The sequence below is a fragment of the Thalassospira lucentensis MCCC 1A00383 = DSM 14000 genome, assembly GCF_000421265.1.
Lineage (GTDB): Bacteria > Pseudomonadota > Alphaproteobacteria > Rhodospirillales > Thalassospiraceae > Thalassospira > Thalassospira lucentensis.
The window spans coordinates 139,097-164,226 of sequence record NZ_ATWN01000008.1 but is presented as its reverse complement, the minus strand read 5'-3'; the positions used below and the strand labels follow the sequence as shown (position 1 = coordinate 164,226).

The 25,130-nt window shown below is 52.4% G+C and carries 24 protein-coding genes and 1 other RNA gene; 16 read left to right on the top strand and 9 right to left on the bottom strand.

Annotated elements, in window-relative coordinates; translation table 11 throughout:
* Window positions 1-9: 9 nt before the first annotated feature.
* On the top strand, window positions 10-1,701 hold the full coding sequence (locus tag K355_RS0116730; protein WP_022733307.1) for a methyl-accepting chemotaxis protein: 1,692 nt from the start codon (window positions 10-12) through the stop codon (window positions 1,699-1,701).
* A gap of 59 nt (window positions 1,702-1,760) precedes the next feature.
* Here the strand turns inward: K355_RS0116730 and zigA are convergent, their stop codons facing one another.
* Together zigA and K355_RS0116720 are read right to left on the bottom strand one after the other, a co-directional pair.
* Window positions 1,761-2,981, bottom strand: coding sequence for a zinc metallochaperone GTPase ZigA (gene zigA, locus K355_RS0116725; RefSeq protein WP_022733306.1), 1,221 nt, complete (start codon window positions 2,979-2,981; stop codon window positions 1,761-1,763).
* Between the two features lie 139 nt (window positions 2,982-3,120).
* Window positions 3,121-3,813 carry a glutathione binding-like protein gene (locus K355_RS0116720; protein WP_022733305.1) on the bottom strand — a complete coding sequence of 231 codons (693 nt, stop codon included), beginning with the start codon at window positions 3,811-3,813 and terminating at the stop codon, window positions 3,121-3,123.
* Window positions 3,814-3,966: 153 nt separating this feature from the next.
* Between K355_RS0116720 and K355_RS0116715 the strand changes: the two genes are divergently transcribed.
* Window positions 3,967-4,659 (top strand): glutathione S-transferase family protein, encoded by a 693-nt coding sequence (locus K355_RS0116715; RefSeq protein WP_022733304.1) that lies wholly within the window; start codon window positions 3,967-3,969, stop codon window positions 4,657-4,659.
* An 88-nt stretch (window positions 4,660-4,747) separates the two neighbouring features.
* On the opposite strand, the gene K355_RS0116710 is transcribed toward K355_RS0116715, so the two are convergent.
* On the bottom strand, window positions 4,748-6,088 hold the full coding sequence (locus tag K355_RS0116710; protein WP_022733303.1) for an MFS transporter: 1,341 nt from the start codon (window positions 6,086-6,088) through the stop codon (window positions 4,748-4,750).
* A gap of 439 nt (window positions 6,089-6,527) precedes the next feature.
* Here K355_RS0116710 and cyoA point away from each other — a divergent pair, with 439 nt between their 5' ends.
* The 6 genes from cyoA to K355_RS0116680 all read left to right on the top strand — a co-directional run bounded on the left by cyoA (window position 6,528) and on the right by K355_RS0116680 (window position 12,474).
* Window positions 6,528-7,670, top strand: a complete 1,143-nt coding sequence (gene cyoA / locus K355_RS0116705; RefSeq protein ID WP_022733302.1) for a ubiquinol oxidase subunit II — start codon at window positions 6,528-6,530, stop codon at window positions 7,668-7,670.
* 91 nt (window positions 7,671-7,761) lie between these two features.
* Window positions 7,762-9,771: a cytochrome o ubiquinol oxidase subunit I gene (gene cyoB / locus K355_RS0116700; RefSeq protein ID WP_022733301.1), complete on the top strand. Its 2,010-nt coding sequence runs from the start codon at window positions 7,762-7,764 to the stop codon at window positions 9,769-9,771.
* Between the two features lie 10 nt (window positions 9,772-9,781).
* The gene (cyoC, locus tag K355_RS0116695; protein ID WP_022733300.1) at window positions 9,782-10,402 is read left to right on the top strand and encodes a cytochrome o ubiquinol oxidase subunit III; all 621 of its coding nucleotides are present in this window, start codon (window positions 9,782-9,784) and stop codon (window positions 10,400-10,402) included.
* On the top strand, window positions 10,399-10,782 hold the full coding sequence (gene cyoD, locus K355_RS0116690) for a cytochrome o ubiquinol oxidase subunit IV (RefSeq protein ID WP_022733299.1): 384 nt from the start codon (window positions 10,399-10,401) through the stop codon (window positions 10,780-10,782). The genes cyoC and cyoD overlap by 4 nt, the downstream gene beginning before the upstream one ends.
* Window positions 10,783-10,875: 93 nt before the next feature.
* Window positions 10,876-11,676, top strand: a complete 801-nt coding sequence (locus K355_RS0116685; RefSeq protein ID WP_022733298.1) for an SURF1 family protein — start codon at window positions 10,876-10,878, stop codon at window positions 11,674-11,676.
* A gap of 159 nt (window positions 11,677-11,835) precedes the next feature.
* Window positions 11,836-12,474, top strand: a complete 639-nt coding sequence (locus K355_RS0116680) for a glutathione S-transferase family protein (RefSeq protein WP_022733297.1) — start codon at window positions 11,836-11,838, stop codon at window positions 12,472-12,474.
* Window positions 12,475-12,566: 92 nt separating this feature from the next.
* Here K355_RS0116680 and K355_RS0116675 read toward each other — a convergent pair whose 3' ends face one another.
* The 4 genes from K355_RS0116675 to K355_RS0116660 all read right to left on the bottom strand — a co-directional run bounded on the left by K355_RS0116675 (window position 12,567) and on the right by K355_RS0116660 (window position 15,380).
* Window positions 12,567-13,124, bottom strand: coding sequence for a peroxiredoxin-like family protein (locus K355_RS0116675; protein ID WP_022733296.1), 558 nt, complete (start codon window positions 13,122-13,124; stop codon window positions 12,567-12,569).
* 137 nt (window positions 13,125-13,261) lie between these two features.
* Complete coding sequence (locus K355_RS0116670) at window positions 13,262-13,843, bottom strand: TetR/AcrR family transcriptional regulator (RefSeq protein ID WP_022733295.1); 582 nt, start codon at window positions 13,841-13,843, stop codon at window positions 13,262-13,264.
* Window positions 13,844-14,061: 218 nt separating this feature from the next.
* Window positions 14,062-14,586 (bottom strand): dihydrofolate reductase, encoded by a 525-nt coding sequence (locus K355_RS0116665; protein ID WP_022733294.1) that lies wholly within the window; start codon window positions 14,584-14,586, stop codon window positions 14,062-14,064.
* Window positions 14,586-15,380 (bottom strand): thymidylate synthase, encoded by a 795-nt coding sequence (locus K355_RS0116660; RefSeq protein WP_022733293.1) that lies wholly within the window; start codon window positions 15,378-15,380, stop codon window positions 14,586-14,588. Before K355_RS0116660 ends, K355_RS0116665 begins: the two co-directional genes overlap by 1 nt.
* Window positions 15,381-15,510: 130 nt before the next feature.
* Here K355_RS0116660 and ssrA point away from each other — a divergent pair.
* From ssrA to K355_RS0116640, 5 genes are all read left to right on the top strand, one after another.
* Window positions 15,511-15,886, top strand: a transfer-messenger RNA (tmRNA) gene (gene ssrA, locus K355_RS25415).
* A 152-nt stretch (window positions 15,887-16,038) separates the two neighbouring features.
* Window positions 16,039-16,575: an SspB family protein gene (locus K355_RS0116655; RefSeq protein ID WP_022733292.1), complete on the top strand. Its 537-nt coding sequence runs from the start codon at window positions 16,039-16,041 to the stop codon at window positions 16,573-16,575.
* A gap of 212 nt (window positions 16,576-16,787) precedes the next feature.
* Window positions 16,788-18,404, top strand: coding sequence for a fumarate hydratase (locus tag K355_RS0116650; RefSeq protein WP_022733291.1), 1,617 nt, complete (start codon window positions 16,788-16,790; stop codon window positions 18,402-18,404).
* A 158-nt stretch (window positions 18,405-18,562) separates the two neighbouring features.
* Window positions 18,563-19,483 (top strand): DMT family transporter, encoded by a 921-nt coding sequence (locus K355_RS0116645; RefSeq protein ID WP_022733290.1) that lies wholly within the window; start codon window positions 18,563-18,565, stop codon window positions 19,481-19,483.
* Between the two features lie 243 nt (window positions 19,484-19,726).
* Window positions 19,727-21,157, top strand: coding sequence for a methyl-accepting chemotaxis protein (locus K355_RS0116640; RefSeq protein WP_022733289.1), 1,431 nt, complete (start codon window positions 19,727-19,729; stop codon window positions 21,155-21,157).
* A 45-nt stretch (window positions 21,158-21,202) separates the two neighbouring features.
* Here the strand turns inward: K355_RS0116640 and K355_RS24245 are convergent, their stop codons facing one another.
* Complete coding sequence (locus K355_RS24245) at window positions 21,203-22,348, bottom strand: AbrB family transcriptional regulator (RefSeq protein WP_022733288.1); 1,146 nt, start codon at window positions 22,346-22,348, stop codon at window positions 21,203-21,205.
* A gap of 320 nt (window positions 22,349-22,668) precedes the next feature.
* Between K355_RS24245 and K355_RS0116630 the strand changes: the two genes are divergently transcribed.
* Entirely contained in the window at window positions 22,669-23,304 is a 636-nt protein-coding gene (locus K355_RS0116630) for an alpha/beta family hydrolase (protein WP_022733287.1), read from the top strand.
* Window positions 23,305-23,355: 51 nt separating this feature from the next.
* Here the strand turns inward: K355_RS0116630 and K355_RS0116625 are convergent, their stop codons facing one another.
* The gene (locus K355_RS0116625) at window positions 23,356-23,793 is read right to left on the bottom strand and encodes a VOC family protein (RefSeq protein WP_022733286.1); all 438 of its coding nucleotides are present in this window, start codon (window positions 23,791-23,793) and stop codon (window positions 23,356-23,358) included.
* Between the two features lie 123 nt (window positions 23,794-23,916).
* Between K355_RS0116625 and K355_RS0116620 the strand changes: the two genes are divergently transcribed.
* Both K355_RS0116620 and K355_RS0116615 read left to right on the top strand, forming a co-directional pair.
* Window positions 23,917-24,621, top strand: a complete 705-nt coding sequence (locus K355_RS0116620) for a helix-turn-helix transcriptional regulator (RefSeq protein ID WP_022733285.1) — start codon at window positions 23,917-23,919, stop codon at window positions 24,619-24,621.
* Window positions 24,605-24,988 carry a TfoX/Sxy family protein gene (locus K355_RS0116615; protein ID WP_022733284.1) on the top strand — a complete coding sequence of 128 codons (384 nt, stop codon included), beginning with the start codon at window positions 24,605-24,607 and terminating at the stop codon, window positions 24,986-24,988. Before K355_RS0116620 ends, K355_RS0116615 begins: the two co-directional genes overlap by 17 nt.
* Window positions 24,989-25,130: the final 142 nt, after the last annotated feature.

Below are 25,130 nucleotides of genomic sequence, written 5' to 3'. Positions count from 1 at the left end.
GGGAACAGAATGCTTAGATTAAGTTCCATGAAAATCGGCACGCGCCTGATGATAATCGTGGCGGGTGCTATTCTTGCTGCTCTGCTGGTTGGGGCGTTCGGTTTAACCGAATTGCGCTATAACATGCTCGAAGATCGCAAGGCGAAAACGCAAAACCTTGTTGATTCGACAATTTCCCTTATCAATCACTTTCATGAACTTGAGAAATCCGGTGCCCTGACCACAGAACAGGCGCAGGATGCGGCCAAGGGGGCGGTTGCGGCATTGCGCTACGATGAAACCAACTATTTCTTCGTATTCGATTATACGCCAGTGGTTCTTATTCATGACATTAAACCCGATCTGGTGGGCAAAAACCTTATCGACGCCAAAGATGGCGCGGGTAAATTTCATTACCGCGAGTTTGCACGCGTTGCCAAGGAAGATGGTCAGGGCTTTGTCGATTATACCTACAAGGTTCCCAATGGGGACGCCACCCGTCCGAAGCTTTCGTTCGTAAAGGCGTTTAAGCCTTGGGGATGGATTGTTGCAACCGGCATTTATATCGATGACGTCAACGCGGTCTTTATGAAAAGCCTGATGGTGATGGCCGGTGTTGCCGCGGCTGTTTTGATTGCAGTCGTTGGGATTTCGCTGATGATCAGTCGCGGGATTACGGTCCCTCTGTTTGCCATTTCCGACAACATGATCCGTCTGTCTGGTGGGGATCATAAGATCGACGTTCTGTATACCGATCAGAAAAGTGAAATCGGTGATCTGGCAAGGTCGATGGAAATCTTCCGTGACAAGACCATCGAGATGGAAGAAATGCGCGTTCAGCGTGAAGAACAGGAACGCCGGTCCGAGATTGAGAAACGCGAAGCCTTGCGTAAAATGGCAGACAATTTTGAAGCCAGTGTCGGTCAGGTTGTTGCCAAAGTGATTGATGCATCGGCAAACATGCAATCCTCTGCCGGTGCGATGTCCGAAACGGCAAAGCAGGTTGGTCAGCGTTCATCGGTGGTGTCGGCCGCATCACAAGAAATGTCGAGCAATGTGGAAACGGTGTCTGCTGCCGCCGAAGAACTGAGCGCATCTATTGCCGAAATCAGCAATCAGGTCGCCCATTCAGCCGAGATTGCAAATGGTGCTGTGCGGACGTCCGAGGATACGCATCAGAAAATCGAACTGCTGGCAGAAGCCGCAAACCAGATCGGCGAAGTGGTGTCCTTGATTACCAACATCGCCGAGCAAACCAACCTTCTGGCCTTGAACGCGACGATCGAGGCCGCGCGTGCTGGTGACGCAGGCAAAGGGTTTGCTGTTGTTGCCAACGAAGTTAAAAACCTTGCCAATCAAACGGCGAAGGCAACTGATGATATCCGAACACAGGTTGAGGGTATTCAGGTTGCAACATCCAATGCGGTTGATGCTATTGCCGAAATTGCCGAAACCATTCGTCAATTGGATGGATCAAGCACGACCATTTCAGCCGCAGTAGAAGAACAGGGTGCTGCTACTCAGGAAATTGCCCGAAATGTTGAACAGGCATCTCATGGTACTCGGGATGTTTCGGAAAACATTACCGGCGTGTCGAGTGCCGCTGATGAGTCTGAAAAGCTTTCTGGCGAAGTGCTGGGTCTTGCAAAGGGCTTGGGACAGCAGGCCAATGAGCTGAACGAGGCTGTTGAGGCGTTCCTAAAAGAAGTTCGCAGCGCCTAAGTACGAATGATGCAATGCAAAGAGCCGCCAGCTGATTGTATCGGCTGGCGGCTCTTTTGTTATGTGCCCCAGTGAGGGAATGGATCGGGCAGGTCCTGATAGCGGTCGGGTATAAACTTTCCGCCGATCAATGTTTCGTCTTCGTCAATCAGGCAGGAGGCAAGTTGTGCGCGCAGGGCCGCTTCATTCATGTGGTCTGAAAGGCCGATAAAGACAATTTCCTGTCTTCGGTCGCCAAAGACCGGATCCCAGTTTGATAAGACCCGGTCACGCCATTCATTGTTGTCAGGCCATCGTTCACGCGGCACCGCACTCCACCATGTGCCCAATGCTTCGTTCTTTACCGCAGCACCAGCTTGGCTGATTTCACCAACCCAGTTTGGGCGAGTTGCGATCCAGAAATGACCTTTGGCGCGGACAACGCCCGGCCATTCGCTATTTATAAAGTCATGAAAGCGTTGGGGGTGAAACGGAAACGGCGTGCGAAACGTGAAGCTTGTGATGCCGTATTCTTCGGTTTCGGGAACATGATCGGCAAAACCATAAAGTTCCTTGGCCCATAGGGGATGGTCCTGAGCGCGTTCGAAATCAAACAAACCAGTGTTCAGGATATCTTTCGGATCAACTTTGCCATGTTCTGTTTCGAGGATACGCGCATCTGCATTTAGCGCGCGAACAATGCCAAGAACAGTTTTGCGTTCCGATGGATCAATCAGATCCGTTTTGTTCAAAACAATGACATCAGCAAATTCGATTTGATCGACCAGAAGGTCGACGATGCTGCGGTCATCTTCTTCGCCCAGACTTTCTCCACGGTCATTGAGAAAGTCGGTCGAGCTGTAATCGGCAATCATGCGTGCGCCATCAACAACCGTGACCATGGTATCAAGTCTTGAAATATCGCCTAGTGAATTGCCGTTTTCATCCCGAAAATCAAAGGTGGCAGCAACGGGAAGCGGTTCAGATATGCCCGTTGATTCAATCAGCAGGTAATCAAACCGCCCTGTTTCGGCAAGACGGCGTACTTCCGCCAATAAGTCATCTCGCAATGTGCAACAGATACAGCCATTGGTCATTTCGACAAGTTTTTCATCCATCGCCGAAAGTTCCGCACCACCCTCGCGGATGAGGTCAGCGTCAATATTAACCTCGCTCATGTCATTAACGATCACTGCGACCTTAAGTCCGTCACGATTGTTTAGAACATGATTTAGTAATGTGGTTTTGCCTGCACCCAAAAAACCAGACAGCACCGTGACCGGAAGGCGGTTATGCGTCATGCTGCGACCTCCTTAATATATGTTATGTTATAACGTAACATATATTTGATTCGTATTTCTCATGCAATCAGTTTTGTACAAAAGAAAACCCCGCCGGTGGGGCGGGGTTAACATTAGAACGGTTTTTCGGACGCGTTGATTAAGTTGTTTTTGAAGTTTGACCAAACAGGACTTTTTTGTCTGCTTCGCTCATCTCGCCGGACCTCAATCCTTCGCCCGCTTTATAGGCGGCAATGGTCGCTGGGCGCGACCCGATGTTTTCAAACCAGCGTTTCAGGTTCGGGAAATCATTGAGGTCTTGTTGCTGTTTTTCGTGGCTGATGATCCACGGATAAGATGCCATATCGGCAATGGTGTAATCGTCGCCAGCAATGAAATCACGGCCTTCAAGGCGCTTGTTCAGTACCCCATAAAGGCGGTTGGTCTCATTGACATACCGTGTGATCGCATAGGGGATTTTTTCTGGCGCGTAGCTGCCGAAATGATGGTTCTGTCCGGCCATCGGGCCAAGGCCACCCATCTGCCAGAACAACCATTCCATCACTGTTTTCCGCCCGCGCACATCCGTCGACAGGAACTTGCCGGTTTTTTCCGCCAGATACTGCAAGATTGCGCCGGATTCAAATACCGTAATCGCGTCACCGCCATCGGCTGGATCATTGTCAATAATGGCGGGCATACGGTTGTTGGGTGAGAAGGCGAGGAATTCGGGTTTGAACTGGTCACCCGCACCGATATTGATCGGGTGGGTTTTATAGTCCAGTCCGGATTCCTCAAGAAACAGCGTGATTTTATGGCCGTTTGGGGTCGGCCAGTAATAAAGATCAATCATGGGAAGGTGGCTCCTTCAATTCTTTGTTGGTGGCAATTCCGATAATCAGAGCTTGCCAATTACGAACCTTTCGGTCAATTTAAAACGATCATTCCATAATGCAAAATCAGGTCACGGCTTTGTGTAAACAAGCTGACCTGTCAGGAGACTTTGATGATCCGCTTTTATTTTCACCCGACGCCGAACCCCCAGAAAATCTCGATGATGCTGGAGGCTTCCGGCCTTGCATACGAGGTGCTGCCGGTCGATACCCGCAAAGGTCAGCAACATGATCCGACGTTTCGCGCGATCAACCCAAATGGTAAAGTTCCCGCCATTGTTGATACCGACGGTCCGGGTGGCAAGGAAGTCCGGGTTTTTGACTCGAACGCTATCTTGCTGTACCTCGCCGAAAAATCCGGCAAGTTCCTTGGCAAAGCCGAAGATCGCGGCGAGTTCCTATCGTGGCTGATGTTCATTGCCACCGGTATTGGTCCGTTTTCCGGGCAAGCGGTTCATTTTCAACATGTCGCCCCAGAAGGCAGCGATTATGGCGTGAACCGCTATCGCAACGAAATTGCGCGCCATTATCAAGTTTTAGAAGACCACCTGAAAGGCCGTGACTTCATCGTTGGTAATGAGATGACGATTGTTGATATCTCAGCTTGGGGCTGGGTCGATAAAGCACCGTTCGTTCACAAGAACCCGGATGTGATGGACAAATATCCGAACATCAAGCGCTGGTTCGACAAGATGAATACACTGCCAGCAGCGATTAGCGCTCGCGACGTTGGCAAAGGCCACAGCTTTAAAACTGAAATGGACGAAGACGCCAAGCGCGCGATGTTCCCATCGAACTACAGATGATTTCGGCACACCGCTGGGCAAGAAACTCTTAAAAAACACCCCCGAGCCAATGGTCGGGGGTGTTTTGTCTTCCAGATATTTTTCGCAATCAGTCGGTGGTTTTGGCACCAAACTGTTTGTTGAACTGAAGAACCAGCAGGGTCACAACTGCACCTGACATCAGATACGCACCGACACCCGGCAGGCCAAACTTGTCACACAGATAAAGTGCGATCAGTGGGGCAAAGCCCGCACCGAGCAACCATGCCAGATCGGACGTCAGGGCCGAACCGGTATAGCGGTATTCGCGCTTGAAGTTTGATGCCAGTGTTCCGGCCGCCTGACCAAAGCACAGGCCAAGAACAGCAAACCCACCCAGAACAATCATGCCTTCATTGATGATGTTATAGGTGTAAAGAAGCGGGGTGAGGATCGCACCAGCCAGAATGATCCCGGCACTGTAGCCCAGCAGGCGACGGCGACCGAGCTGATCGGCGATGAAACCCGATGCAATGATGCCAAAGGCACAAAGTACCGCACCCACACCTTGGGTCAGCAGGAACTGGCCTGCATTGCCTTCGGCATAAAGATACACCCAGGTAAGCGCAAAGACTGTGACCAGATGGAACAACGCATAGCTAACCATCGGCACAAGCGCGCCGAGCAAAACGGTACGACCGTTATGTTTGAGCGTATCCATGACACGGGCAGCATGCAGTTCGTTCTGTTCAAGAAGATGACCAAATTCCGAGGTTGCTACCAGACGCAGGCGGGCAAACAGCGCGACGACGTTAATGGCAAAGGCAACGAAGAACGCATAGCGCCAGCCAAATGCCAGGAAATCATCAGCATGCAAAGTCAGGATCAGATAGGCAAACAGCGAAGATGCCAGCATAAAGCCAAGTGGTGCACCAAGCTGCGGAATCATCGCATACCAGCCTTTGCGGTTGTCAGGAGCATTTAGCGCAAGAAGGGACGAAAGCCCATCCCATGCACCACCCCAGGCAAGGCCCTGCAAAAACCGGAAAGCACAGAGAAGATAGATGGCAAACACGCCAGCCGAGTCAAAGCTGGGCAAGAAAGCCATCGCGGCGGTGGAGCCACCAAGCATGAACATGGCAATTGTCAGCTTGACCCCGCGGCCATGTCGGCGGTCGACCGTCATAAAGACTAGTGACCCAACAGGGCGGGCGATAAAGGCCAGCGAGAAGATGGCAAAGGAATACATCGTACCGATCAGGGCCGTTTCACCGGGAAACAGCAATTGCGGGAACACCAGTACCGATGCAATGCAGTAAACGAAGAAGTCGAAAAATTCCGATGTGCGGCCAATGATCACGCCAAGCGCGATCTGGCCAGGATCATGTGCATCGCCGGCAGATTGCTGGCGAGCGTCGCGTTCCAAACCTGAAGAGGTGGCGGTCGCGTAGTTTTCTGTTGTTTGGTTCACGCCGTTCTCCCTAATTCACTGGTCGGGCCTTTGAGCCCTAACTGCTTTTGATTGGATCACAAATCCGGTTCGAAAGACGATACGACTTTGGATCGAGTCCAAGTATAGACATGTGAATTGCAAACGTCAGTGTCAATTATTGTTCTGCAACGCACAACGTATGGTTTATGCTAGGATGATAATTGTCATTAAGACCCTGCTATGCACGGCGGGTAGCTTGACATTGCTGCGATGCAGCTATAGCAATTGCCGCGACTTTCCTCTTGGCAGGTTTTTGAAAAAAATTTGCTGTTTTTGTGCCCTTTTCGTGGATGTTTAGGATGACACTTCCTATATGCCGTTGCGGTGGGGTACGACGTGTGATGACTTTCGGTGGGTTTTCATGCGGCTTGCAGGCATATGGTTGTCTGTGAGAACATCTTCCAGAAACTGACAAAGTATGAAGCGCATGCTTTCAAAACTTGTACGCGGCGTCACTGTAACCTCGATGTTTTCGCTTCTGGCCGGTTGCAACCTGGTTGTGATCGACCCGTCGGGTGATATTGCGTCCCAGCAGTCCGATCTTATTATCGTGTCCACGATCCTGATGCTGTTGATCATCGTTCCGGTGATGGCATTGACGGTTTTCTTTGCCTGGAAATACCGTCAGGGCAACAAGGACGCGGAATACGATCCTGAATGGCACCATTCCACGAAGCTGGAAGTTGTCATCTGGTCGGCCCCGCTGGTGATCATTATCGCCCTTGGTGCAATTACCTGGGTTACGACGCATACGCTTGACCCGTATCGTCCGCTGGACCGTATTGATGCCGAACGGCCGCTTGCCAAAGACCACAAACCAATGGTGGTTGAAGTTGTTTCCCTTGATTGGAAATGGCTGTTCTTCTATCCGGAACAGGGCATTGCGACCATTAACGAGCTCGCGGCGCCAATCGACACACCGATCCAGTTCAAGATTACCTCTTCGGGGATCATGAACTCCTTCTTCATTCCTGCACTCGCAGGTCAGATTTATTCGATGGCCGGCATGGAAACCAAACTTCATGCCGTGATCAACGAAGAAGGCGTTTATGACGGCTTCTCTGGGAATTACAGCGGTGAGGGTTTCTCCCACATGCGCTTTAAATTCCACGGTCTGAGCGAAGAAGGGTTTGAAGATTGGGTTTCGAAAGTGAAATCCGACGAGAACTTCCTTGGTCGTTCCGAGTATCTTGAGCTTGAAAAGCCGAGTATCGATGAGCCGATCCACTATTTCAGTTCGGTTGATCCGGAACTTTATGGTGCGATCCTCAACATGTGCGTCGATCAGTCGAAAATGTGCATGAACGAGATGATGGCCATTGACGAGAACGGTGGTGGTGGTCTGGCCGGTATTTATAACGTCATGTCCTTGACCTATGACGTGCCGCGCATGCGCGGAAGCCAGCCATTGCCCGAGAGCAAATCCTATGTGGCGACCTTGTGCACGACCCCGGAAGGCGGTTTTGCCGGTGATTTGAATGCTTTGCCGCTGTTTGATCGCGTGCAGGCATCTGATCGTGCCATGAGCTTTGCGCCGTCAGGCGTTTCGACAGGGTTCTGAAGCAGTGCCGGTTGGGGGATCCCAACCGGCCCTTCGCGGTTTTAGCACCGGACAGCCGGTGTATTGCTGCATTTGAAAGAAGAGTAATTCGATGTTCTCCAATCCGGACCTTTTGCATTTTATATTTGGCCGGCTGTCGCTTGATTCACTCCCGTTCCATGAACCGATCCTTGTGGTGACGTTCGCGGCCGTGGTTCTGGGTGGTATCGCCGTTCTGGGCGGTATTACTTATTTCCGCCTCTGGGGATATCTCTGGAAAGAGTGGATCACGTCGATTGACCACAAAAAAATCGGCATCATGTACATCATTCTGGCGCTTATCATGCTTTTGCGTGGTTTCTCAGATGCGATCATGATGCGTGCCCAGCAAGCGATGGCTTTTGGCGGCTCGGAAGGTTTCCTTCCCCCTGATCATTACGATCAGATATTCACCGCCCACGGCGTAATCATGATCTTCTTCGTGGCCATGCCGCTGGTGACGGGGCTTATGAACTTTGTCGTGCCGCTACAAATCGGCGCGCGTGACGTTGCGTTCCCGTTCCTGAATAATTTCAGCTTCTGGATGACCACCAGCGGTGCCGTGCTGATCATGGTGTCGCTGTTTGTCGGTGAGTTCGCGAAAACCGGCTGGCTGGCATATCCGCCGCTGTCTGACATTGTTTACAGTCCGGGGGTCGGGGTCGATTATTACATCTGGGCCCTTCAGATTGCCGGTGTCGGGACGTTGCTTTCGGGGGTCAATCTGGTTGTGACCATCGTCAAAATGCGCGCACCGGGCATGTCCATGATGAAAATGCCGGTCTTTACCTGGACGGCACTTTGCACCAACGTTCTGATCGTGGCTGCGTTCCCGGTTCTGACCGCCGTTCTGGTCCTGCTGGGGCTTGACCGGTACGCCGATACCAACTTCTTCACCAACGATCTTGGCGGTAACGCCATGATGTATATCAACCTGATCTGGATTTGGGGGCACCCGGAAGTTTACATCCTGATCCTGCCGGCGTTTGGTGTGTTTTCCGAAGTTGTGTCGACATTCTCGCGCAAGCGTCTGTTTGGGTATAGCTCGATGGTGTATGCCACCGTGGTTATCACCATCCTGTCCTATATCGTCTGGTTGCATCACTTCTTCACCATGGGCTCGGGTGCCAGCGTGAACGCCTTCTTTGGTATCGCGACCATGATCATCTCGATCCCGACCGGTGCGAAGATCTTCAACTGGATGTTCACGATGTATAAGGGCCGCATCAGTTTTGATGTTCCGATGCTGTGGACCATCGGCTTTATGCTGACCTTTGTGATCGGGGGCATGACGGGTGTTATGCTTGCGGTTCCGCCGGCTGACTTTGTGTTGCATAACAGCCTGTTCCTGATTGCGCACTTCCATAACGTGATTATCGGTGGTGTGGTGTTCGGGATGTTTGCCGGTATCGTTTACTGGTTCCCCAAGGCATTTGGCTTCAAGCTTGATCCGTTCTGGGGCAAAATGTCCTTCTGGCTCTGGCTTGTCGGGTTCTATTTCGCCTTCATGCCGCTTTATGTTCTTGGTCTGATGGGGATTACCCGCCGCATGAGCCAATTTGACGATCCGTCGCTTCAGATCTGGTTCGTGATTGCCGCCTTTGGTGCGCTTCTGATTGCCGGGGGGATCGGTTCGTTCATTCTGTCGATCGTTGTTGCGGTGATCAAACGTGACAAGCTTCGTGATGAAACCGGTGACCCATGGGGGGATGGTCGTACGCTGGAATGGTCGACTTCGTCGCCGCCCCCAGCCTACAACTTTGCCTTTACCCCGGTTGTCCATGATCTTGATGCATGGGCCGACATGAAGAAACGTGGTTATGTCCGTCCGACGGAAGGCTTCCTGGATATCCATATGCCGAAAAATACCGGCGCTGGCTTTATCCTTGCCGCTCTGTCGCTTGTTCTTGGTTTCGCGCTGGTCTGGCATATCTGGTGGCTGGTGATTGCAAGCTTCATTGCCCTGGTTGTCGGTGCAATTGCCCACACCTTCAACTATGACCGCGATTATCACATCCCGGCATCTGAAGTCGTGGAAACCGAAGACGAACGTACTGCCCTTCTGGCAAAACAGCAGGCGTAAGGGAATGACAATGGCGAATAACACTGCCGCACAGACCGAAATGCCGGTCTTCTATCTGAAGGAAGAGCATCACCCGGAAACCGGGACGATGCTTGGCTTCTGGATCTATCTGATGAGCGATAGCCTCATCTTTGGGATTCTGTTTGCAACCTATGCCGTTATTGGCCAGAATTATGCCGCAGGTCCGGCACCGACTGATTTGTTCGATCTGGAATTGGTGGCGATCAATACATCGATGCTGCTGTTTTCGTCGATTACCTATGGCTTCGCCATGCTGCAAATGGAAAAAGGCAGTATTGCGGGCACACAGCTTTGGCTGGCGATTACCGGTTTGTTCGGTGCCGCGTTTGTCGGGCTGGAGCTATATGAGTTCCATGAACTTTGGAGCCTTGGTGCGACGCCGATGCGAAGCGGGTTCCTGTCGGCATTCTATACGCTGGTTGCGACCCACGGTCTTCACGTGACGTTCGGGATCATCTGGCTGGTGACCCTGATGATTCAGGTAGCCAAACATGGTCTGATCCCGGCCAATAAACGTCGTCTGATGTGCCTGTCGATGTTCTGGCACTTCCTTGACGTCATCTGGATCGGTGTTTTCTCCGTTGTTTATCTGCTGGGAGTTCTGGGATGAGTGCACATTCACACGCACATGATGACCATCACGGCGATGGCGGTGCCGGCCACGGTACCTTCAACAGCTATATGATCGGGTTTATCCTGTCGGTTATTCTGACGGCCATTCCGTTCTGGCTGGTGATGGATGGTGTTCTTGACAGCAAGATCGCAACCGCACTTTGGATCATGGGTCTTGGTGTGGTTCAGATCATTGTTCACATGGTCTATTTCCTGCACATGAACACCAAATCCGAAGGTGGCTGGAACATGTTGGCGCTGATCTTTACCCTTGTGATCGTTGCGATTGCCATCGCCGGTTCCATGTGGGTGATGTATCACCTTAACACCAACATGATGCCGCAGATGGATCATGACATGATCAAAAGCTTCGGCTAGATCGAAGCTTGATATCAATAGGGGGCGCGATACTTTAACCGGTGTCGCGCCCTTTTTCGTTCGGATCAGACATGTGTTGTGAAAGACAGCGAGATGACGCAAAACCGCCTTTCAGAGACCCCGCAAGATACCGCTAAAACCGGCCCTTCGATGATCACCCGCTGTGTGGTAGTGGGGCTGGCTGTGATCCTGTTTTCAGGCTTTTGCGGCCTTGGCTATTGGCAGGTTGAACGCCGGGCGTGGAAGCTTGACCTGATAGAGCGGGTTGATGGGCGTGTACATGGGGATCCGGTGACAGCCCCCGATCAGGCTGATTGGGAAAATGTCACGCGTGATCGCGATGAATACCGCAAAGTGACGTTGCTGGGGACCTATCGCAATGACCTTGAAAACCACGTCTATGCCGCAACCGATTATGGGGCGGGGTATTGGGTGATTACGCCGATGGAACGTGTAGACGGAACGATCATTATGATCAACCGTGGCTTTGTGCCCACCGACCGTCGCGATCCTGCAACCCGTGCTGATGGTATGATCGATGGCCAAACCCGCGTGACCGGTCTTTTGCGCATGGATGAGCCGGGGGGCACTTTCATGCGGGATAATGAGCCACAAGAAGACCGTTGGTATTCCCGCGATGTCCGGGCGATGGCGATCAAACGCGGGTTTGATCCGGACCGTGTGGCGCCCTATTTCATCGACGCTGATGGTGCGAATAATCCGGAAAATCTGCCGGTTGGGGGCTTAACCAAAATCAGTTTCCCGAACAATCATCTGAGCTATGCCCTGACATGGTTTGGCATGGCAGCCCTAACACTGGTTGGAGCATGGCTGGTGTTACGCCATCGTAAAAACGATGGTGATGATATGGATTTGGACGGCCAAAAGAACTGATTATTTGTTGGTGCGCAGTCCTGTGCGTTTCTGATGTCCTCCTGACATATTGCTGTCAGTAACCTGCTGTCCATGCGGTTTACATTGCGTTTTAACGAGGCGCAATATCCGGCCACCATATCGCATGTAACCTCGACAATATGAGCAGGAGCCTCACAAATGGACTCAGATCGCAAGCTGACATTTTATCACGCTGTCCCGTCACGCGGAGGCACGGTGCACTGGATGTTGCAGGAGCTTGGCATTGAGTTTGATGTCGAAATGATCGACCTTCGTAAGGAGGAAGCTCAGACGCCTGAGCTTCTTGCCGTTAATCCATTGGGCAAGGTGCCAACCATCGTGCATGGCGATACGGTTGTAACCGAGGCCGCCGCAATTTGCTGCTATTTGGCCGATGCATTTCCAGCGGCCGGGTTGGCTCCGGCATTGGATGATCCGGCCCGTGGGGAATATCTGCGCTGGTTGTTTTTCTCTCCGTCCACGATCGAACCAGCTTTCTTAGATAGAATGCTCAAGCGTGAGGCTGAGGACAGCAGCCTGAATTCCTATCGCGATTGGGATACCCTTATGGCCATGTTGCTTGATGTTGTTGGCAAAGCTGAACCATGGATCCTTGGCAAGAACTTTACCACGGTCGATGTCGTAATGGGTTCGGCGATCCGAATTGGTCGCATGTTTGACTTTTTACCAGAATCCCCGGTCTTTGATGATTACATCCGTCGGATTGATGCACGTCCGGCCTATTTGCGGATGCAGAAAATTGACGCGCCTTATGTCGCAGCGGCAATGCCGGGCTGACCATATTTCTTCAATTGTATGATGAATAAAAGGGCCGGTTCCTGCGACGAGGAACCGGCCCTTTGTGTTTTTAGTGCCGTTTTTCTGCGCGATCAGGGATTGGTATGATCAATCACTTCGCCGCGTGCCGGATAGTTTTTGGCAATGACGAAGTCAAGTGCGCCAAGGATTTGATCAAAGGCCGGACGGGCAAATGGCATGGTCTGAACGGTGCCAAAGTAAAGCGTGCCATCCGGACGGACAAGAAACAGACCCGGCTCGGAAAACAGGGCCGGTTCTTCAAAGCCAGATGACGTCACACCGTTCGAGGTTGAAATATAAAGACCCCATTCACGGGCTTTCTCAAGCGTAAGCCCATAGCCAAGATCGAGATTTTCAAGCCCCCATTTCTGTTTGGCGGTGGTTGCACGGTCTTCGTTGTCTGATGACAGCACCACAACATTCACGCCCCGTTTGGCAAATTCTGCGAGCTTGGTATCAAGGTCTTTGAGGTATTGGCCACAGATCGGGCAATGCAGGCCTCGGTAAAACACGACCATGGTGAAGTTTTCCGGGCTTTGATCGCCAAGCGTCCAAGTGCCGCCGCCAACAAGCGGAACAGACAATTCAGGGACGTTCTGGCGGGGCATCAGGGGGGTACGTGCAGACATATTCGTTCCTCATGACTTGGAGTGGATACTCGATGGCACGAATTATGGAACGATCATTCTTAAATGCAACGACTAAGTACTTGTCTCACTGAACTGTGATCGTGGTTGTCGGAAAATGGAAGACCGGGAAACTGCGCTTAATCAAGGACCGCAAGGATGGTATCGGTGTAATCGTCAAGCGTTTCACGGTCAGCACCCCGGCGGGCCATAAGCTGCACGCCTTGAATGGAGCCGGCAAAAAATCGTGCCAGTACGCGGATTTTTTTGTCTTTTGAAATCGTGCCTGCATCCATGCCACGTTTCAGCGCATTGGCAAACATGTCTTCGACCCGGCGAAAAGCCTGATGGGCGATGGCGGCTGTTTCGGCATCGTGCGGGGCCAGTTCCATACCGGAATTGACAATCAAACATCCCTTATGCCGGCCATCGGCACAGCTTTGGCTGGCTGTGTCCTTGAAGGTGGCGATAATTGCTGCCCGGCCATCTGCGGTTTCACGCAACTTGGCAAAGCGCTTGGAACTGATTTTCTGGCTGTAATGATCAAGAACGCGCAGGAAAAGGGCCTTCTTGTCGCCAAAGCTTGAATACATGCTCGCACGGTTCAGCCCGGTCTCTTCGACAAGGTCCTGAACCGATGTGGATTCAAATCCCTTGCTCCAGAAAATGTTCATGGCGTTATCAAGAACGCTTTCTTCGTCAAACGCGCGTGGACGGGGCATGGCACTTCCTTGGTTGGGACCAAACTCTGGAACGAGTGTTCTATAATAAAGGAAAAGATGGAATGTGTGGTGGCGAAAATCAACTTTTACCTGACCTGATCCTTTGCTTTTGTCCTGTTTACACAGGTTTCAGACAAAAGAAAACACGCTGCCAATCAGGTTGGCAGCGTGTGGCAATTGAATAGTTTCTTGATGTCAGGACAATTGAGCGGCTGGGATCAGCCTGCCACACGATCAAGCGTGACAAAGCTGTAATCCGGGCCATCCGGGTTTTTGATCTTTTCCCGTGCGGATTCTGTCCATTGATCGGTCGGAAGTGGATCCAGGAAGGTGTCGCCGTCAATATCGGCATGGACTTCGGTCAATTCAAAGCGCGTCGTATAGGGCAGGGCAAGATGATAAATCTGCGCGCCCCCGGCAATGATCACTTCGTTAACACCGTCGGCCTTGGCGATCTCGTCGGCCAGTTTGACGGCACTTTCTACATCGTGGCAAACGCGGACGTTTTCATGATCAAATGACCAGCCGGTATCACGGGTGACAACAATGGTGATCCGTTTGGGCAGCGGGCGCCCGATGGCCTCGAACGTGACACGCCCCATGATCATTGGTTTGCCAAGGGTCAGTGCTTTGAACCGTTTCAGGTCTTCGGGCAGTTCCCATGGCATCCAGCCGTCTTTTCCAATCGCATGATTGGCGGCCGCGGCGACCACGGCAACGCGTTCAATCTTTTGATCGGTCATCAGACAGCAACCTTGCCGGCAATATGGGGATGCGGGTCATATCCGACCAGTTCGAAATCATCGAAGGTAAAATCAAAGATCGATTTTACATCGGGATTGATCTTCATGGTCGGAAGCGGTCGCGTTTCGCGCGACAACTGTAATTCCACCTGTTCAAGATGGTTGGTGTAAAGGTGCGCATCGCCAAGGGTATGGACAAAATCACCAACCCCAAGATCACAAACCTGCGCGATCATCATGGTCAAAAGCGCATAGGACGCGATGTTAAAGGGCACGCCCAAAAAGATATCCGCGCTGCGCTGATATAGCTGGCATGACAGCTTGCCATCCGCGACATAGAACTGGAACAGACAATGGCACGGTGGCAGCGCCATGTTGGGCACATCGGCCACATTCCATGCCGACACAATCAAACGCCGGGAATCGGGATTGGTTTTGATCTGGTCAATCAGGCCGGTGATTTGGTCAATGGTCTGGCCGTTTGCGCCCTGCCATGACCGCCACTGGCCCCCGTACACCGGGCCAAGATCACCATTTTCATCGGCCCATTCGTTCCAGATGCGCACCCCGTTGTCTTGCAGGTATTTGACATTGGTGTCACCATCAAGGAACCACAGCAATTCATGAACAATGGATTTGAGATGCAGCTTCTTGGTGGTGACCAGCGGGAACCCCTTGGACAAGTCGAACCGCATCTGATGACCGAAAACCGATATTGTGCCGGTACCTGTGCGGTCTTCCTTGGTGGTGCCGGTGTCGCGCACCATCCGCATCAGATCGAGATATTGCTGCATGCTGTGTCCTGCATTTTTAGAATCGAGTTTCACGCAGCATAGTCAGGTACAGGCAACTCGGCAAGCCGTGCGCACAAGCCTGTATCCGGCGGTGCATTTCGCGTTGTTTGCGTAAAAAAAAATGCCAATTCCCCTTGTGTGGCAAGGTGCGAATGACCTATATAGGGGCTGTCGGGGCAACCCGACTATGGCGTTACACGACTTGGCAGAATAGACATTACGGACCCGGGGGCGGTACCCGGCGGCTCCACCAATTTTCAAACTTTGACTTCGTCCGACTCAGGCGAAGATGTTGGGGCCGAAATAGGATCGACGTGTGTAGTAAAAGCCTCTGTTGGCGCTCGGCATGGTACCACCGTTATCGGGCTAATGTTTGTAAATGCAAACGATAACAATGCTCCGGTAGCTGTTGCTGCGTAAGCGGCACTAGCACCAAAGCGAAATTCCGGTTGCCGGGAGCGGTAATTTGGTGGGGGACGGGGCACCTAGCAACAGAACGCCCCACTCTTGTATTTCTTTCCAGCTCCGTTATGAATAGAGTTTAGGGATCAAACCCTGATCGAACGCGTTGTGATGTAAACAGCGTGATCAAATGCTATATTATAATGACGGGATGGACCGCAGATCGGCGGTGTTCCCGCCAGATACAGGATGACTGATGCAGAAACCGGAAGAATTTCGTTACGATCTTATGGTCGACCAGGCGCTGCGCGGCGTGGTGAAAGAAATCCTTGCGCGTGTGGCCGAAGAAGGCCTTTTCGGCGAGCATCATTATTACATCACCTTCCAGACCAATCATCCTGGTGTTGTCCTGCCCGAAGGACAGCGTAAAGCACACCCTGATAATATCACGGTGGTCTTGCAGCACCGTTTTTGGGACTTGAAGTCTGAAGACGATCATTTTTCGGTTGGCATGAGCTTTGATGGCATGCCAACGACTTTGGTTGTTCCGTTTGATGCGATGCTGGCTTTTGTCGATCCGTCCGCCAACTTCATGCTGACATTCAGCGTCGAAGAAGAAATGGATGACGAGGATTTCGATTACGACGAAGATGACGATCTTGATGCGGATTTGATTGACGACGAGGGTGCCCCGACATTGGTCGCCGAACCGTCCAAATCGCGCAAAAAACCGAAACCCGATGCCAATGAAACGGGTGAAGTCATCGCATTGGATGCGTTTCGTAAAAAATAAGAATTCCAGAAAAGGGGCAGGTTCATTTCTGCCCCTTTTTCTTGTGCGCCGTTCGGAACATAGCTTGGGGTATATTTCTCGGTTTGATTTCCCGCAACCGGGACCTCGCGCTGTTAGGCGAATGTATCGTGGAAATTTTTCACGATTGGCGCTATGAAATGGCCAAATAAAAATAGACCCACCGTGTTTTTGAGAGAGACGAGAACCTTCCCATGAATGATTTTGTCTATAAACCCATGTTCGATCTGGGTAAGGACACCACCCCGTACCGCAAGATCGGGGATGAAGGTGTTTCGACCGTTGATGTTAATGGCGAGACCTATTTGAAAGTCGAACCCGAAGCGATTGAAAAACTCACGCTTCAGGCGTTTTTTGATTGCTCGCACCTTTTGCGTCCGGGCCACCTCGCACAGCTGCGCAAAATCCTTGATGACGACGAAGCGACCCCGAATGACAAATTTGTGGCGATGGATCTTTTGAAAAATGCCTCGATCGCATCGGGTGGTGTTTTGCCGATGTGTCAGGATACCGGAACTGCGATTGTCATGGGCAAGCGCGGTGGCAAGGTCATCACGGACGGTTCCGATGAAGAAGCGCTGTCAAAAGGCATCTGGCAGGCCTATCAGAAACACAATCTGCGTTTCTCGCAGGTGTCGCCGCTGAATATGTTCGAAGAAAAGAACACCGGGTCGAACCTTCCGGCACAGATCGACCTTTATGCGACCACAGGCGATGAATATAAATTCATGTTCATGGCCAAGGGCGGCGGTTCAGCCAACAAGACCTTCCTGTTTCAGCAGACAAAGGCACTTTTGAATCCGGAAGGTCTGAGGAAGTTCTTGGACGAAAAAATCCGCACCTTGGGCACGTCAGCCTGTCCGCCGTATCACCTGTCGATTGTGATTGGCGGAACGTCGGCTGAGGCCTGCCTTAAGACCGTGAAAATGGGATCGGCACGCTATTACGACAGCCTTCCGACCGAGGGCGGCGACCATGGTCAGGCCTATCGCGATCTTGAATGGGAACAGAAGGTTCTTGAGATGACCCGCGAGATGGGCATCGGCGCACAGTTTGGCGGCAAGTATTTCTGCCATGATGTGCGCGTGATCCGCCTGCCGCGCCATGGTGCAAGCTGCCCGGTCGGGCTTGGGGTTTCCTGCTCTGCCGACCGTCAGGTTTTGGGTAAAATCACCAAGGACGGTATCTTTATCGAGGATCTCGAACATGATCCGGCGAAATATCTTCCGCATGTGACGGACGAACATCTTGAAGACGAAGTGGTCAAGGTTGACCTGAACCGTCCGATGGATGAAATCCGTAAACAGCTTTCGGGTTATTCGGTTAAAACCCGTCTGTCGCTTAGCGGCACCGTGATTGTTGCACGCGACATTGCCCATGCCAAAATCAAGGAACGCCTTGATGCCGGTGAGGAAATGCCAGAATACCTGAAAAACCATCCGGTTTATTATGCCGGTCCGGCCAAAACGCCCGAAGGCATGCCATCCGGATCGTTCGGTCCGACCACGGCGGGGCGCATGGATGCCTATGTCGAACAGTTCCAGGCTGCGGGTGGTTCGTTCGTTATGCTGGCAAAGGGGAACCGTTCCAAGCAGGTTAAAGATGCCTGCAACAAATATGGCGGGTTCTACCTTGGCTCCATCGGTGGTCCGGCGGCCCGGTTGGCACAGGACTGCATTAAAAAGGTCGAGGTTCACGAGTATCCCGAACTGGGTATGGAAGCCGTTTGGAAAATCGAAGTCGAAGATTTCCCGGCCTTCATCGTGATTGATGATAAAGGCAATGACTTCTTTGCCGAATTTGGCATCTGATTTTTTCAGGGTTCTTGCCAAATTCAAAAGGCGGTGCAGGGGAAATCTTGCGCCGCCTTTTTTGTGTGCATAGCTGACCCGTGGTCAAAGGGACTTGCGGATATTGGGGGTGCGTGGTCTGATTTGGACAAAATCAACCCCCTATCGGGAACAGTGATATGTCTGAAACTTCTGCGCTTTCTGCTTCTGGCGCGACAGAAAGCCGTATGGTCGGTGTGACGTCTGCGTTGGCGACGGTGTTTATCTGGGCCGGTTGGCTGATTGCGACACGTTATGCAATGACGTCAAGCTTTACTGCCGTTGATATTGGGCTTTTACGCTTTGTCGTGCCTTTTGTCCTGCTTTGCCCGATCTGGATCAGAAAGGGCATCTGGCCAAAGGGATTGTCCTTGATCAATGGGCTGTTGATGTTGATCGGGTCTGGTGCATTTTACACCCTGATGGTTGCCAGTGCATTGCAGTTCGTTCCGGCAAGTCATGTCGGGATTTTGTTGCCCGGTGTGATGGCGATCTGGGCGGTTTTAATCGCGATTGTCCTGTTTGGCGAACGGCCCGGCCGTGTCCGACTTGCCGGATATGGTGCGGTGATTGTCGGGGTTATGTTGCTTGTGGCGCTTAAGCCGGGCGGCGATGCCAGTACTGATATGCTGTATGGCTATGGCCTTGTGTCTGCCGGGGCATTGATGTGGGCATCTTATACCCATGCCATGCGCCAAAGTGGTCTTGGCGCACTTGAAGCGGCAGGTTTTGTCGGCTTTTGGTCCTTTGTCATTATTGCGGTGATCGCCCTTTTCACCGGCACACATATTCCCGATGCTCCGATGGGCGATGTGATGATGTTGCTTGTTACACAGGGGCTTCTGGCCGGCTGTGTTGCCGTTATTACCTATGGCCTTGCTGTACGTCACATCGGATCGACCGGTGCATCGGCATTTGGGGCCATGACCCCGGCACTCACCGCCCTTGGCGGCGTGTTTCTTCTGGGTGAAGAAAGCAACCTTGCCTTGGTGGCGGCCGTCGCATTGGTGATATTTGGTGTGATGGTGGCATCTGGCGTGTTTCGCCGGGTGTTGCGGTAATCCGTATTGTCCGGACAGCCAAACAGTTGTGCTGTGGTGATACTTGTCTGCAATTGAAGATTGAATAAATTTTGCTGCATGCGCGAATTGTCCTTTTCGCGTATGCGGTATTACGCTAATGTAACAGTGGATGACGGCAACGGCGCCGTATCTTTCCCATCTTGATCGGCAGGCAACGAGGCTTGCGCAACCTTCTGGTTCTTTCGTTTGAAAGGCCAGCTTGTTTTGCCTCGGAGTTTTGTCATGTTTGCCGGTTTCATCCGTTCCATATCCCCAGAAAATGAACAAGGTCTTTCGCCGCACAAAGATGCGGGACTTGCTGATGTTTTGCGACTTTTACGCAAAGTTGGGACGGTCGCAGACGAGGCATCCGACCGTGATGGTGCAATCTTGGCGATCCTTACAGCGGTATGTGATTACTGCGCGTGGCCGATTGGGCATGCCTATGTACGTGACGGCGATCATTTGTCATCTGCTGGTATCTGGTCGATTGATGGAAACATTTCGACGGCTGATCTTGCTGAATTTCGCACGCAGTCAGAAGAAACGGTATTTGCACTGGGCCAAGGGCTTATTGGCACGGTCGCCGTGCGCGGTGAACCTGTTTGCATTGAAGATGTCACGCAAAAGGATGGATTTCTGCGCGCTGCAAGCGCGGCCGGAAACGGATTGCGCGGCTGTTTTGCCTTGCCGGTGAAACTGGGTGGTCAGACCGTTGCCGTGATCGAGTTTTTCAGCCCCGAGATTGCCAAACTTGATGCCGAACTTCTTGAACTTTTGGGGTTCGTCGGTGGGCAGGTTGCCCGGGTGATAGAGCGCGATGATGTTTTGAAATCGCGCGAAAAACTGGCATCGGACTTTGAAAGTCAGGTGCAGGGCACAGTTGGGATGCTGGGGGCTGCCGTCAGTCAGATGCGCAGTGCGCTTGATGTTCTTGGCAATAGTAACAAAAGAACCGAATTCTGCGGAACGGCAATTGATCAATCCGCAACCAGCGCCTTGTCCAATATTGAAAATGTCGCCGACCACATGGAAACCTTGCAGGGTGAATTGGCCGACGTTGGTCGCGACGCCGGGGAAACGGTGAAAACCACCCATGTCATTGGTCAGCAAGCACGCGATATGCGTGATGGTTTTGCCGCCCTGCAGGATCGCGCAGCTGATGCAGAAAAAATGCTGTCGAGCATTGCGGCCATTGCAGCCCAGATCAAAATGCTTGGACTAAATGCCTCCATCGAGGCGGCCCGTGTAGGCGAAGCAGGCAAGGGATTTGCCATTGTTGCCAAAGAGGTCAAGGCGCTAGCCGGGCAATCGGCCACTGCAACAGAGGAAATTGCCCACTGGATGAATGGTATGACGGAGGCCATTTCCAAAGCCGGGGGCGATATTGAACATATCGCCATTGCCATGGACGGGTTACAGCAACGCGCCGAAGCAACAGCTGTTCAGACCGATAGACAGGCAGAAATCTGCATGTCGGTTGCACGTGATGCCGATGCTGCCGTGGCAGAAGCACGCAAGGTCGGCGACAGTGTTGTGGAAATTAACCAAGCCATCCATCACGCCACCACGGTTTCGACCGAGCTTGGTGAGGCTGCGATCAATCTCGAAGGGCAGGGAGCCGAACTTAGTGCGCGGGTCGAAGGGTTTGTTGGCAAGATCCTTGTGATGTGACGCTATGTCGGCTGTTTGTTCTTGGGCTCAGACCGCAGGTTTTGTTTAGGGCAACGGCACATCCGGGCCGGGGGTGAATTTGGCGGTGCGCCGCGCAATCAACCGCGCAAGCGGGGGGCCAAGTGCAAGCACCATAAAGAAACGGGTAGCTTGCAAGACCAGAATAAATGACAGATCGACATTGGTGCTGGCGGCGATAATCGCCACCGAATCAAGTCCGCCGGGACTGGTTGCCAGATACGCCGTAAGCGGATCGACATCCATAAACAGCACCAACAGGACTGAAATACTTGCACAGAACGCAATCAGGACAGTGATCGACAGCAATATTTTGGGCAGGGCATATGCTGCATGTCGGATCACTGCAGGCGTGAATTTCAATCCGACAGCCCAGCCAATGGCGGCATAGGCCAATCCAAGAAACCACTCGGGCAGAACGATATCGACCCATCCGTTGATGTGAAGGATGGTCGTTATGATGATCGGAAGCAAAAGCGGACCTGATGGCAGCCGTGAATAGATGCCAGCCACACACAGGCCAACAACCAGCGCAAGGGTAATGGCAAACTGGCCGTAATCAATGGCCGGAAACCAGTCATAGGTGCCTGCTGCGGCAGCGAGTTCCGGATCGACCCAAAGGTTGGCAATCGATGATGCAACTGCAACCACAATCACCACCCGAACATATTGCATGAAGGCAACAAGCCGGGCATCGGCACCAAACGCCTCGGCCATGATCACCATTGCGGAAGCCGCACCGGGGGATGATCCCCAAATGCCGGCGGTTCCCGGAAGAACCTGACGCACACAGAGTATCCAGCCAAGCAGACTGCTTGCGATCATGGTTAAGGCGGTGACCCCAAGGATTAGCGGCCAGTCATGGGTAAAGGATGTCAGGATCCCGATGGACATTGATCCACCAATCATGACGCCCAGGACCGATTGGGCACCAAGATAAATTGGTTTTGGCGTGGCAATGGTTGCGCCATTGGTGCCCATAATAATGCCAATGATCATCGGGCCAAGCAACAAGGCCGCAGGCACATGGAATTCATGTAGAAGAACCGAGAACCCCAGTGAGACCGTTACCATCAACAGCCATTGCAGGCTTTTGGGCAGGCGACCGATGCGTTCGTTCGGGGCAGGTTGGGGCGTTTGAGCAAGATCGGACAGATCAGAATCAGATGACACGGGCAGTCGCCTCATATGGTGGCAAAAGGCAGGTCGTCCGCGTGGTGGCGCGGATGGCATAGGCTACGGCGTTCGTGGGGGAACGGCATAAGCTGCATCTGCGCAGTATAACCCGAAAAAAGTCGAATAATCGAGGGGTTAGCAATCATATCGCAGTTGGAAGCTTGGCGGCCATGAGTGTGGCAGGATAGATCAAAGAAGTTTTTGCCTGCCGTTGGTTGGCGATACCACGGTGGTCCTGTTATGTGCCACTATTGGGCGGTGACAGAAATTGTCTGTTCCAGCCAAAACGAAATTACCAGTCTTACAGGATGTCTCCCATGAGCCATGAAAACATTCAGGTCATTCTTGATGGTGATGAAAATGCCCCGCTGACCATTGTTTTGGCCCATGGGGCGGGTGCCCCGATGGACAGTCCGTTTATGGATCAGATGGCGGGCGAGTTGGCCGGGCTTGGCTGCCGCATTGCGCGGTTTGAGTTTCCCTATATGGCCAAACGCCGTCTGGATGGCAAAAAACGGGGATCTGACCGTGCACCGGTTTTGTTGGAATTCTTTGGCGATGTTGTTGATCAGTTGGGTGGTCCGGGCCAGTTGGTGATTGGCGGGAAATCCATGGGTGGACGCATGGCGAGTATGGTGGCAGATGATCTTGGTGTGGCCGGGTTGGTGTGCCTTGGCTATCCGTTTCATCCTCCCGGAAAGCCTGAAAACCTGCGGACCGAACATCTGACCGGTTTAAAGACACCGACCCTGATTTGTCATGGCACACGGGATCCATTTGGCACGCCCGATGAAATTGCCGCGTATGATTTGGCCGACACTATCGCGTTGCATTGGGTTGCGGATGGTGACCATGATTTCAAGCCACGCAAAAGCTCTGGCCGAACGCAATCACAAAACATCAAAGATACTGCCACGGCCATCAACGATTTTACCCGAGGCCTTGTGACATAACAGCCCGCCGGGTTGGCGAGCTGTTATACCGGGTATCGTATATCGTAGTAATCAGGCCAGTGCGGCTTCGGTGGCATCAAGAAAATGCTGGGCATATTCCGGTGCAACCACGCCGTTCTGGCTTGCGATATCAATCCTCACACCATTGGGATCAAGCAGCGCGAAATGTTTCTGCCCCCATGGCTCGTCTCGGACTTCAAGGGCGAATTCAAATCCTGCGTCGCGTACTTCATCCGCAGCAACACCAGCGTCTTCGACTTCAAGGCAGATCACACTGCCTTCGCCAAGGGTTGCCGCATGAAACAGTTCGGGTTGGGTGTCATGGCCGGGTTTCATCAGACCCAGTTGAACCGCTGGGAAGTCTGCCCAGACCAACTGGCAATACCACTCGCCATCAAAAACGGGCGTAAAGCCGAGTTTTTTATAGAAGGCACGGCTTTGGGTGAATTTCTCGGTAATGATGATCGGATATGAATTGGTGACTTTCATCGTCATGCTCCTGACGTTGGGGTGAAATCCTGTCCCGATTTCGCAATGTTGCACATATCTCCTGACAGGAGCCTGTCAGGAGCGTTATGATAATTTTTGGGGCAGGATGACAAAGGAGCGATCATGAGAAGGGCCGACCGACTGTTTCGCCTTGTCCAAATCCTGCGCCGCCGCAAATTGTGCCGCGCACGTGATTTGGCCGAGGAACTGGAAGTTTCCGAACGCACGATTTACCGCGATATTCGCGATCTGGCCGCATCAGGTGTCCCGGTGGAGGGCGAAGCCGGTGTTGGATACATTCTGCGCGATGGCTATGACCTGCCGCCGTTGATGTTTGATGCCGATGAGATCGAAGCATTGGTGGTCGCAGCGCGCATGGTGCAAAGCTGGACCGATCCACAGATGGCGCGTGCAGCAGGCGATGCCCTGACCAAGATCGAGGCGGTCTTGCCGGAAAAACTGCGTGGGTTGATCGGCGGGGTGCCAATTGCGGTGGCCGAAATTGCACAGGAACCGATTGCGATTTCCATGCCCAACCTTCGGCGTGCTATCCGCGACCGCAGCTTCATTGAAATTGACTATACCGATGCCAAGGGCGACGAAACCAAACGCCGCGTCAGGCCACTTGGCATGCTGTTTTTTGGCAGTACGTGGCTGTTGGCGTGCTGGTGTGAATTACGTGTCGCATTCCGCGTGTTTCGCGCTGATCGTATTCGAAATATGGATATCTCGACGGAACGCTTTCGTCCGGTCGCAGGCCAGACATTGCGCGACTATCTGATTTCCGAAGGCATCGAAGGCGAAATCCTCAATGGCATCGGTCGATAACGAATTTGTTCTAACCGTCGCAGAACTTTTGGCACCGCTGGGCCATATCCGACCCAACCGAATGTTTGGCGGCTTTGGTCTTTATTGTGATGGGGTTTTCTTTGCGATCATTGCCGATGATGTTTTGTATCTGAAAGGTGATGCGCAAACGCGTGCGACATATGACGACATCGGGATGGCGCGGTTTGCTGTGCCTTCGGGGCGGGCAATGACATTGTCATATTTTGAAGTGCCCGGCGAATGGATTGAAAATCCCGAGCCGTTGATTGAAATTGCCCATATGGCATTGGGTGCGGCCAACCGGGCCCAAGCGATCAAGGATACCAAAAAGAAAAAGCGCAAACCGGGCAAAGCCAGCCAAAAGTAAGACAAAAGAAACCGCGCTTAGTTTGACCGGTGGCACATTGGTTGGAAATTGTCTGTGTTATAGCCCAGCATATATGTCGGGTTTCTGATTTAGTCTGATGATTGTATGATCAAGGGATGCAATTAACCAGCTTTTGCGTGTA

Excerpts from the sequence above, each read along its gene's own strand:
- K355_RS0116730 (WP_022733307.1), top strand. The coding sequence starts at position 10 with ATGCTTAGATTAAGTTCCATGAAAATCGGCACGCGCCTGATGATAATC.
- zigA (WP_022733306.1), bottom strand. The coding sequence starts at position 2,981 with ATGACGCATAACCGCCTTCCGGTCACGGTGCTGTCTGGTTTTTTGGGT.
- K355_RS0116720 (WP_022733305.1), bottom strand. The coding sequence starts at position 3,813 with ATGATTGATCTTTATTACTGGCCGACCCCAAACGGCCATAAAATCACG.
- K355_RS0116715 (WP_022733304.1), top strand. The coding sequence starts at position 3,967 with ATGATCCGCTTTTATTTTCACCCGACGCCGAACCCCCAGAAAATCTCG.
- cyoA (WP_022733302.1), top strand. The coding sequence starts at position 6,528 with ATGAAGCGCATGCTTTCAAAACTTGTACGCGGCGTCACTGTAACCTCG.
- cyoB (WP_022733301.1), top strand. The coding sequence starts at position 7,762 with ATGTTCTCCAATCCGGACCTTTTGCATTTTATATTTGGCCGGCTGTCG.
- cyoC (WP_022733300.1), top strand. The coding sequence starts at position 9,782 with ATGGCGAATAACACTGCCGCACAGACCGAAATGCCGGTCTTCTATCTG.
- cyoD (WP_022733299.1), top strand. The coding sequence starts at position 10,399 with ATGAGTGCACATTCACACGCACATGATGACCATCACGGCGATGGCGGT.
- K355_RS0116685 (WP_022733298.1), top strand. The coding sequence starts at position 10,876 with ATGACGCAAAACCGCCTTTCAGAGACCCCGCAAGATACCGCTAAAACC.
- K355_RS0116680 (WP_022733297.1), top strand. The coding sequence starts at position 11,836 with ATGGACTCAGATCGCAAGCTGACATTTTATCACGCTGTCCCGTCACGC.
- K355_RS0116675 (WP_022733296.1), bottom strand. The coding sequence starts at position 13,124 with ATGTCTGCACGTACCCCCCTGATGCCCCGCCAGAACGTCCCTGAATTG.
- K355_RS0116670 (WP_022733295.1), bottom strand. The coding sequence starts at position 13,843 with ATGCCCCGTCCACGCGCGTTTGACGAAGAAAGCGTTCTTGATAACGCC.
- K355_RS0116665 (WP_022733294.1), bottom strand. The coding sequence starts at position 14,586 with ATGACCGATCAAAAGATTGAACGCGTTGCCGTGGTCGCCGCGGCCGCC.
- K355_RS0116660 (WP_022733293.1), bottom strand. The coding sequence starts at position 15,380 with ATGCAGCAATATCTCGATCTGATGCGGATGGTGCGCGACACCGGCACC.
- K355_RS0116655 (WP_022733292.1), top strand. The coding sequence starts at position 16,039 with ATGCAGAAACCGGAAGAATTTCGTTACGATCTTATGGTCGACCAGGCG.
- K355_RS0116650 (WP_022733291.1), top strand. The coding sequence starts at position 16,788 with ATGAATGATTTTGTCTATAAACCCATGTTCGATCTGGGTAAGGACACC.
- K355_RS0116645 (WP_022733290.1), top strand. The coding sequence starts at position 18,563 with ATGTCTGAAACTTCTGCGCTTTCTGCTTCTGGCGCGACAGAAAGCCGT.
- K355_RS0116640 (WP_022733289.1), top strand. The coding sequence starts at position 19,727 with ATGTTTGCCGGTTTCATCCGTTCCATATCCCCAGAAAATGAACAAGGT.
- K355_RS0116630 (WP_022733287.1), top strand. The coding sequence starts at position 22,669 with ATGAGCCATGAAAACATTCAGGTCATTCTTGATGGTGATGAAAATGCC.
- K355_RS0116625 (WP_022733286.1), bottom strand. The coding sequence starts at position 23,793 with ATGAAAGTCACCAATTCATATCCGATCATCATTACCGAGAAATTCACC.
- K355_RS0116620 (WP_022733285.1), top strand. The coding sequence starts at position 23,917 with ATGAGAAGGGCCGACCGACTGTTTCGCCTTGTCCAAATCCTGCGCCGC.
- K355_RS0116615 (WP_022733284.1), top strand. The coding sequence starts at position 24,605 with ATGGCATCGGTCGATAACGAATTTGTTCTAACCGTCGCAGAACTTTTG.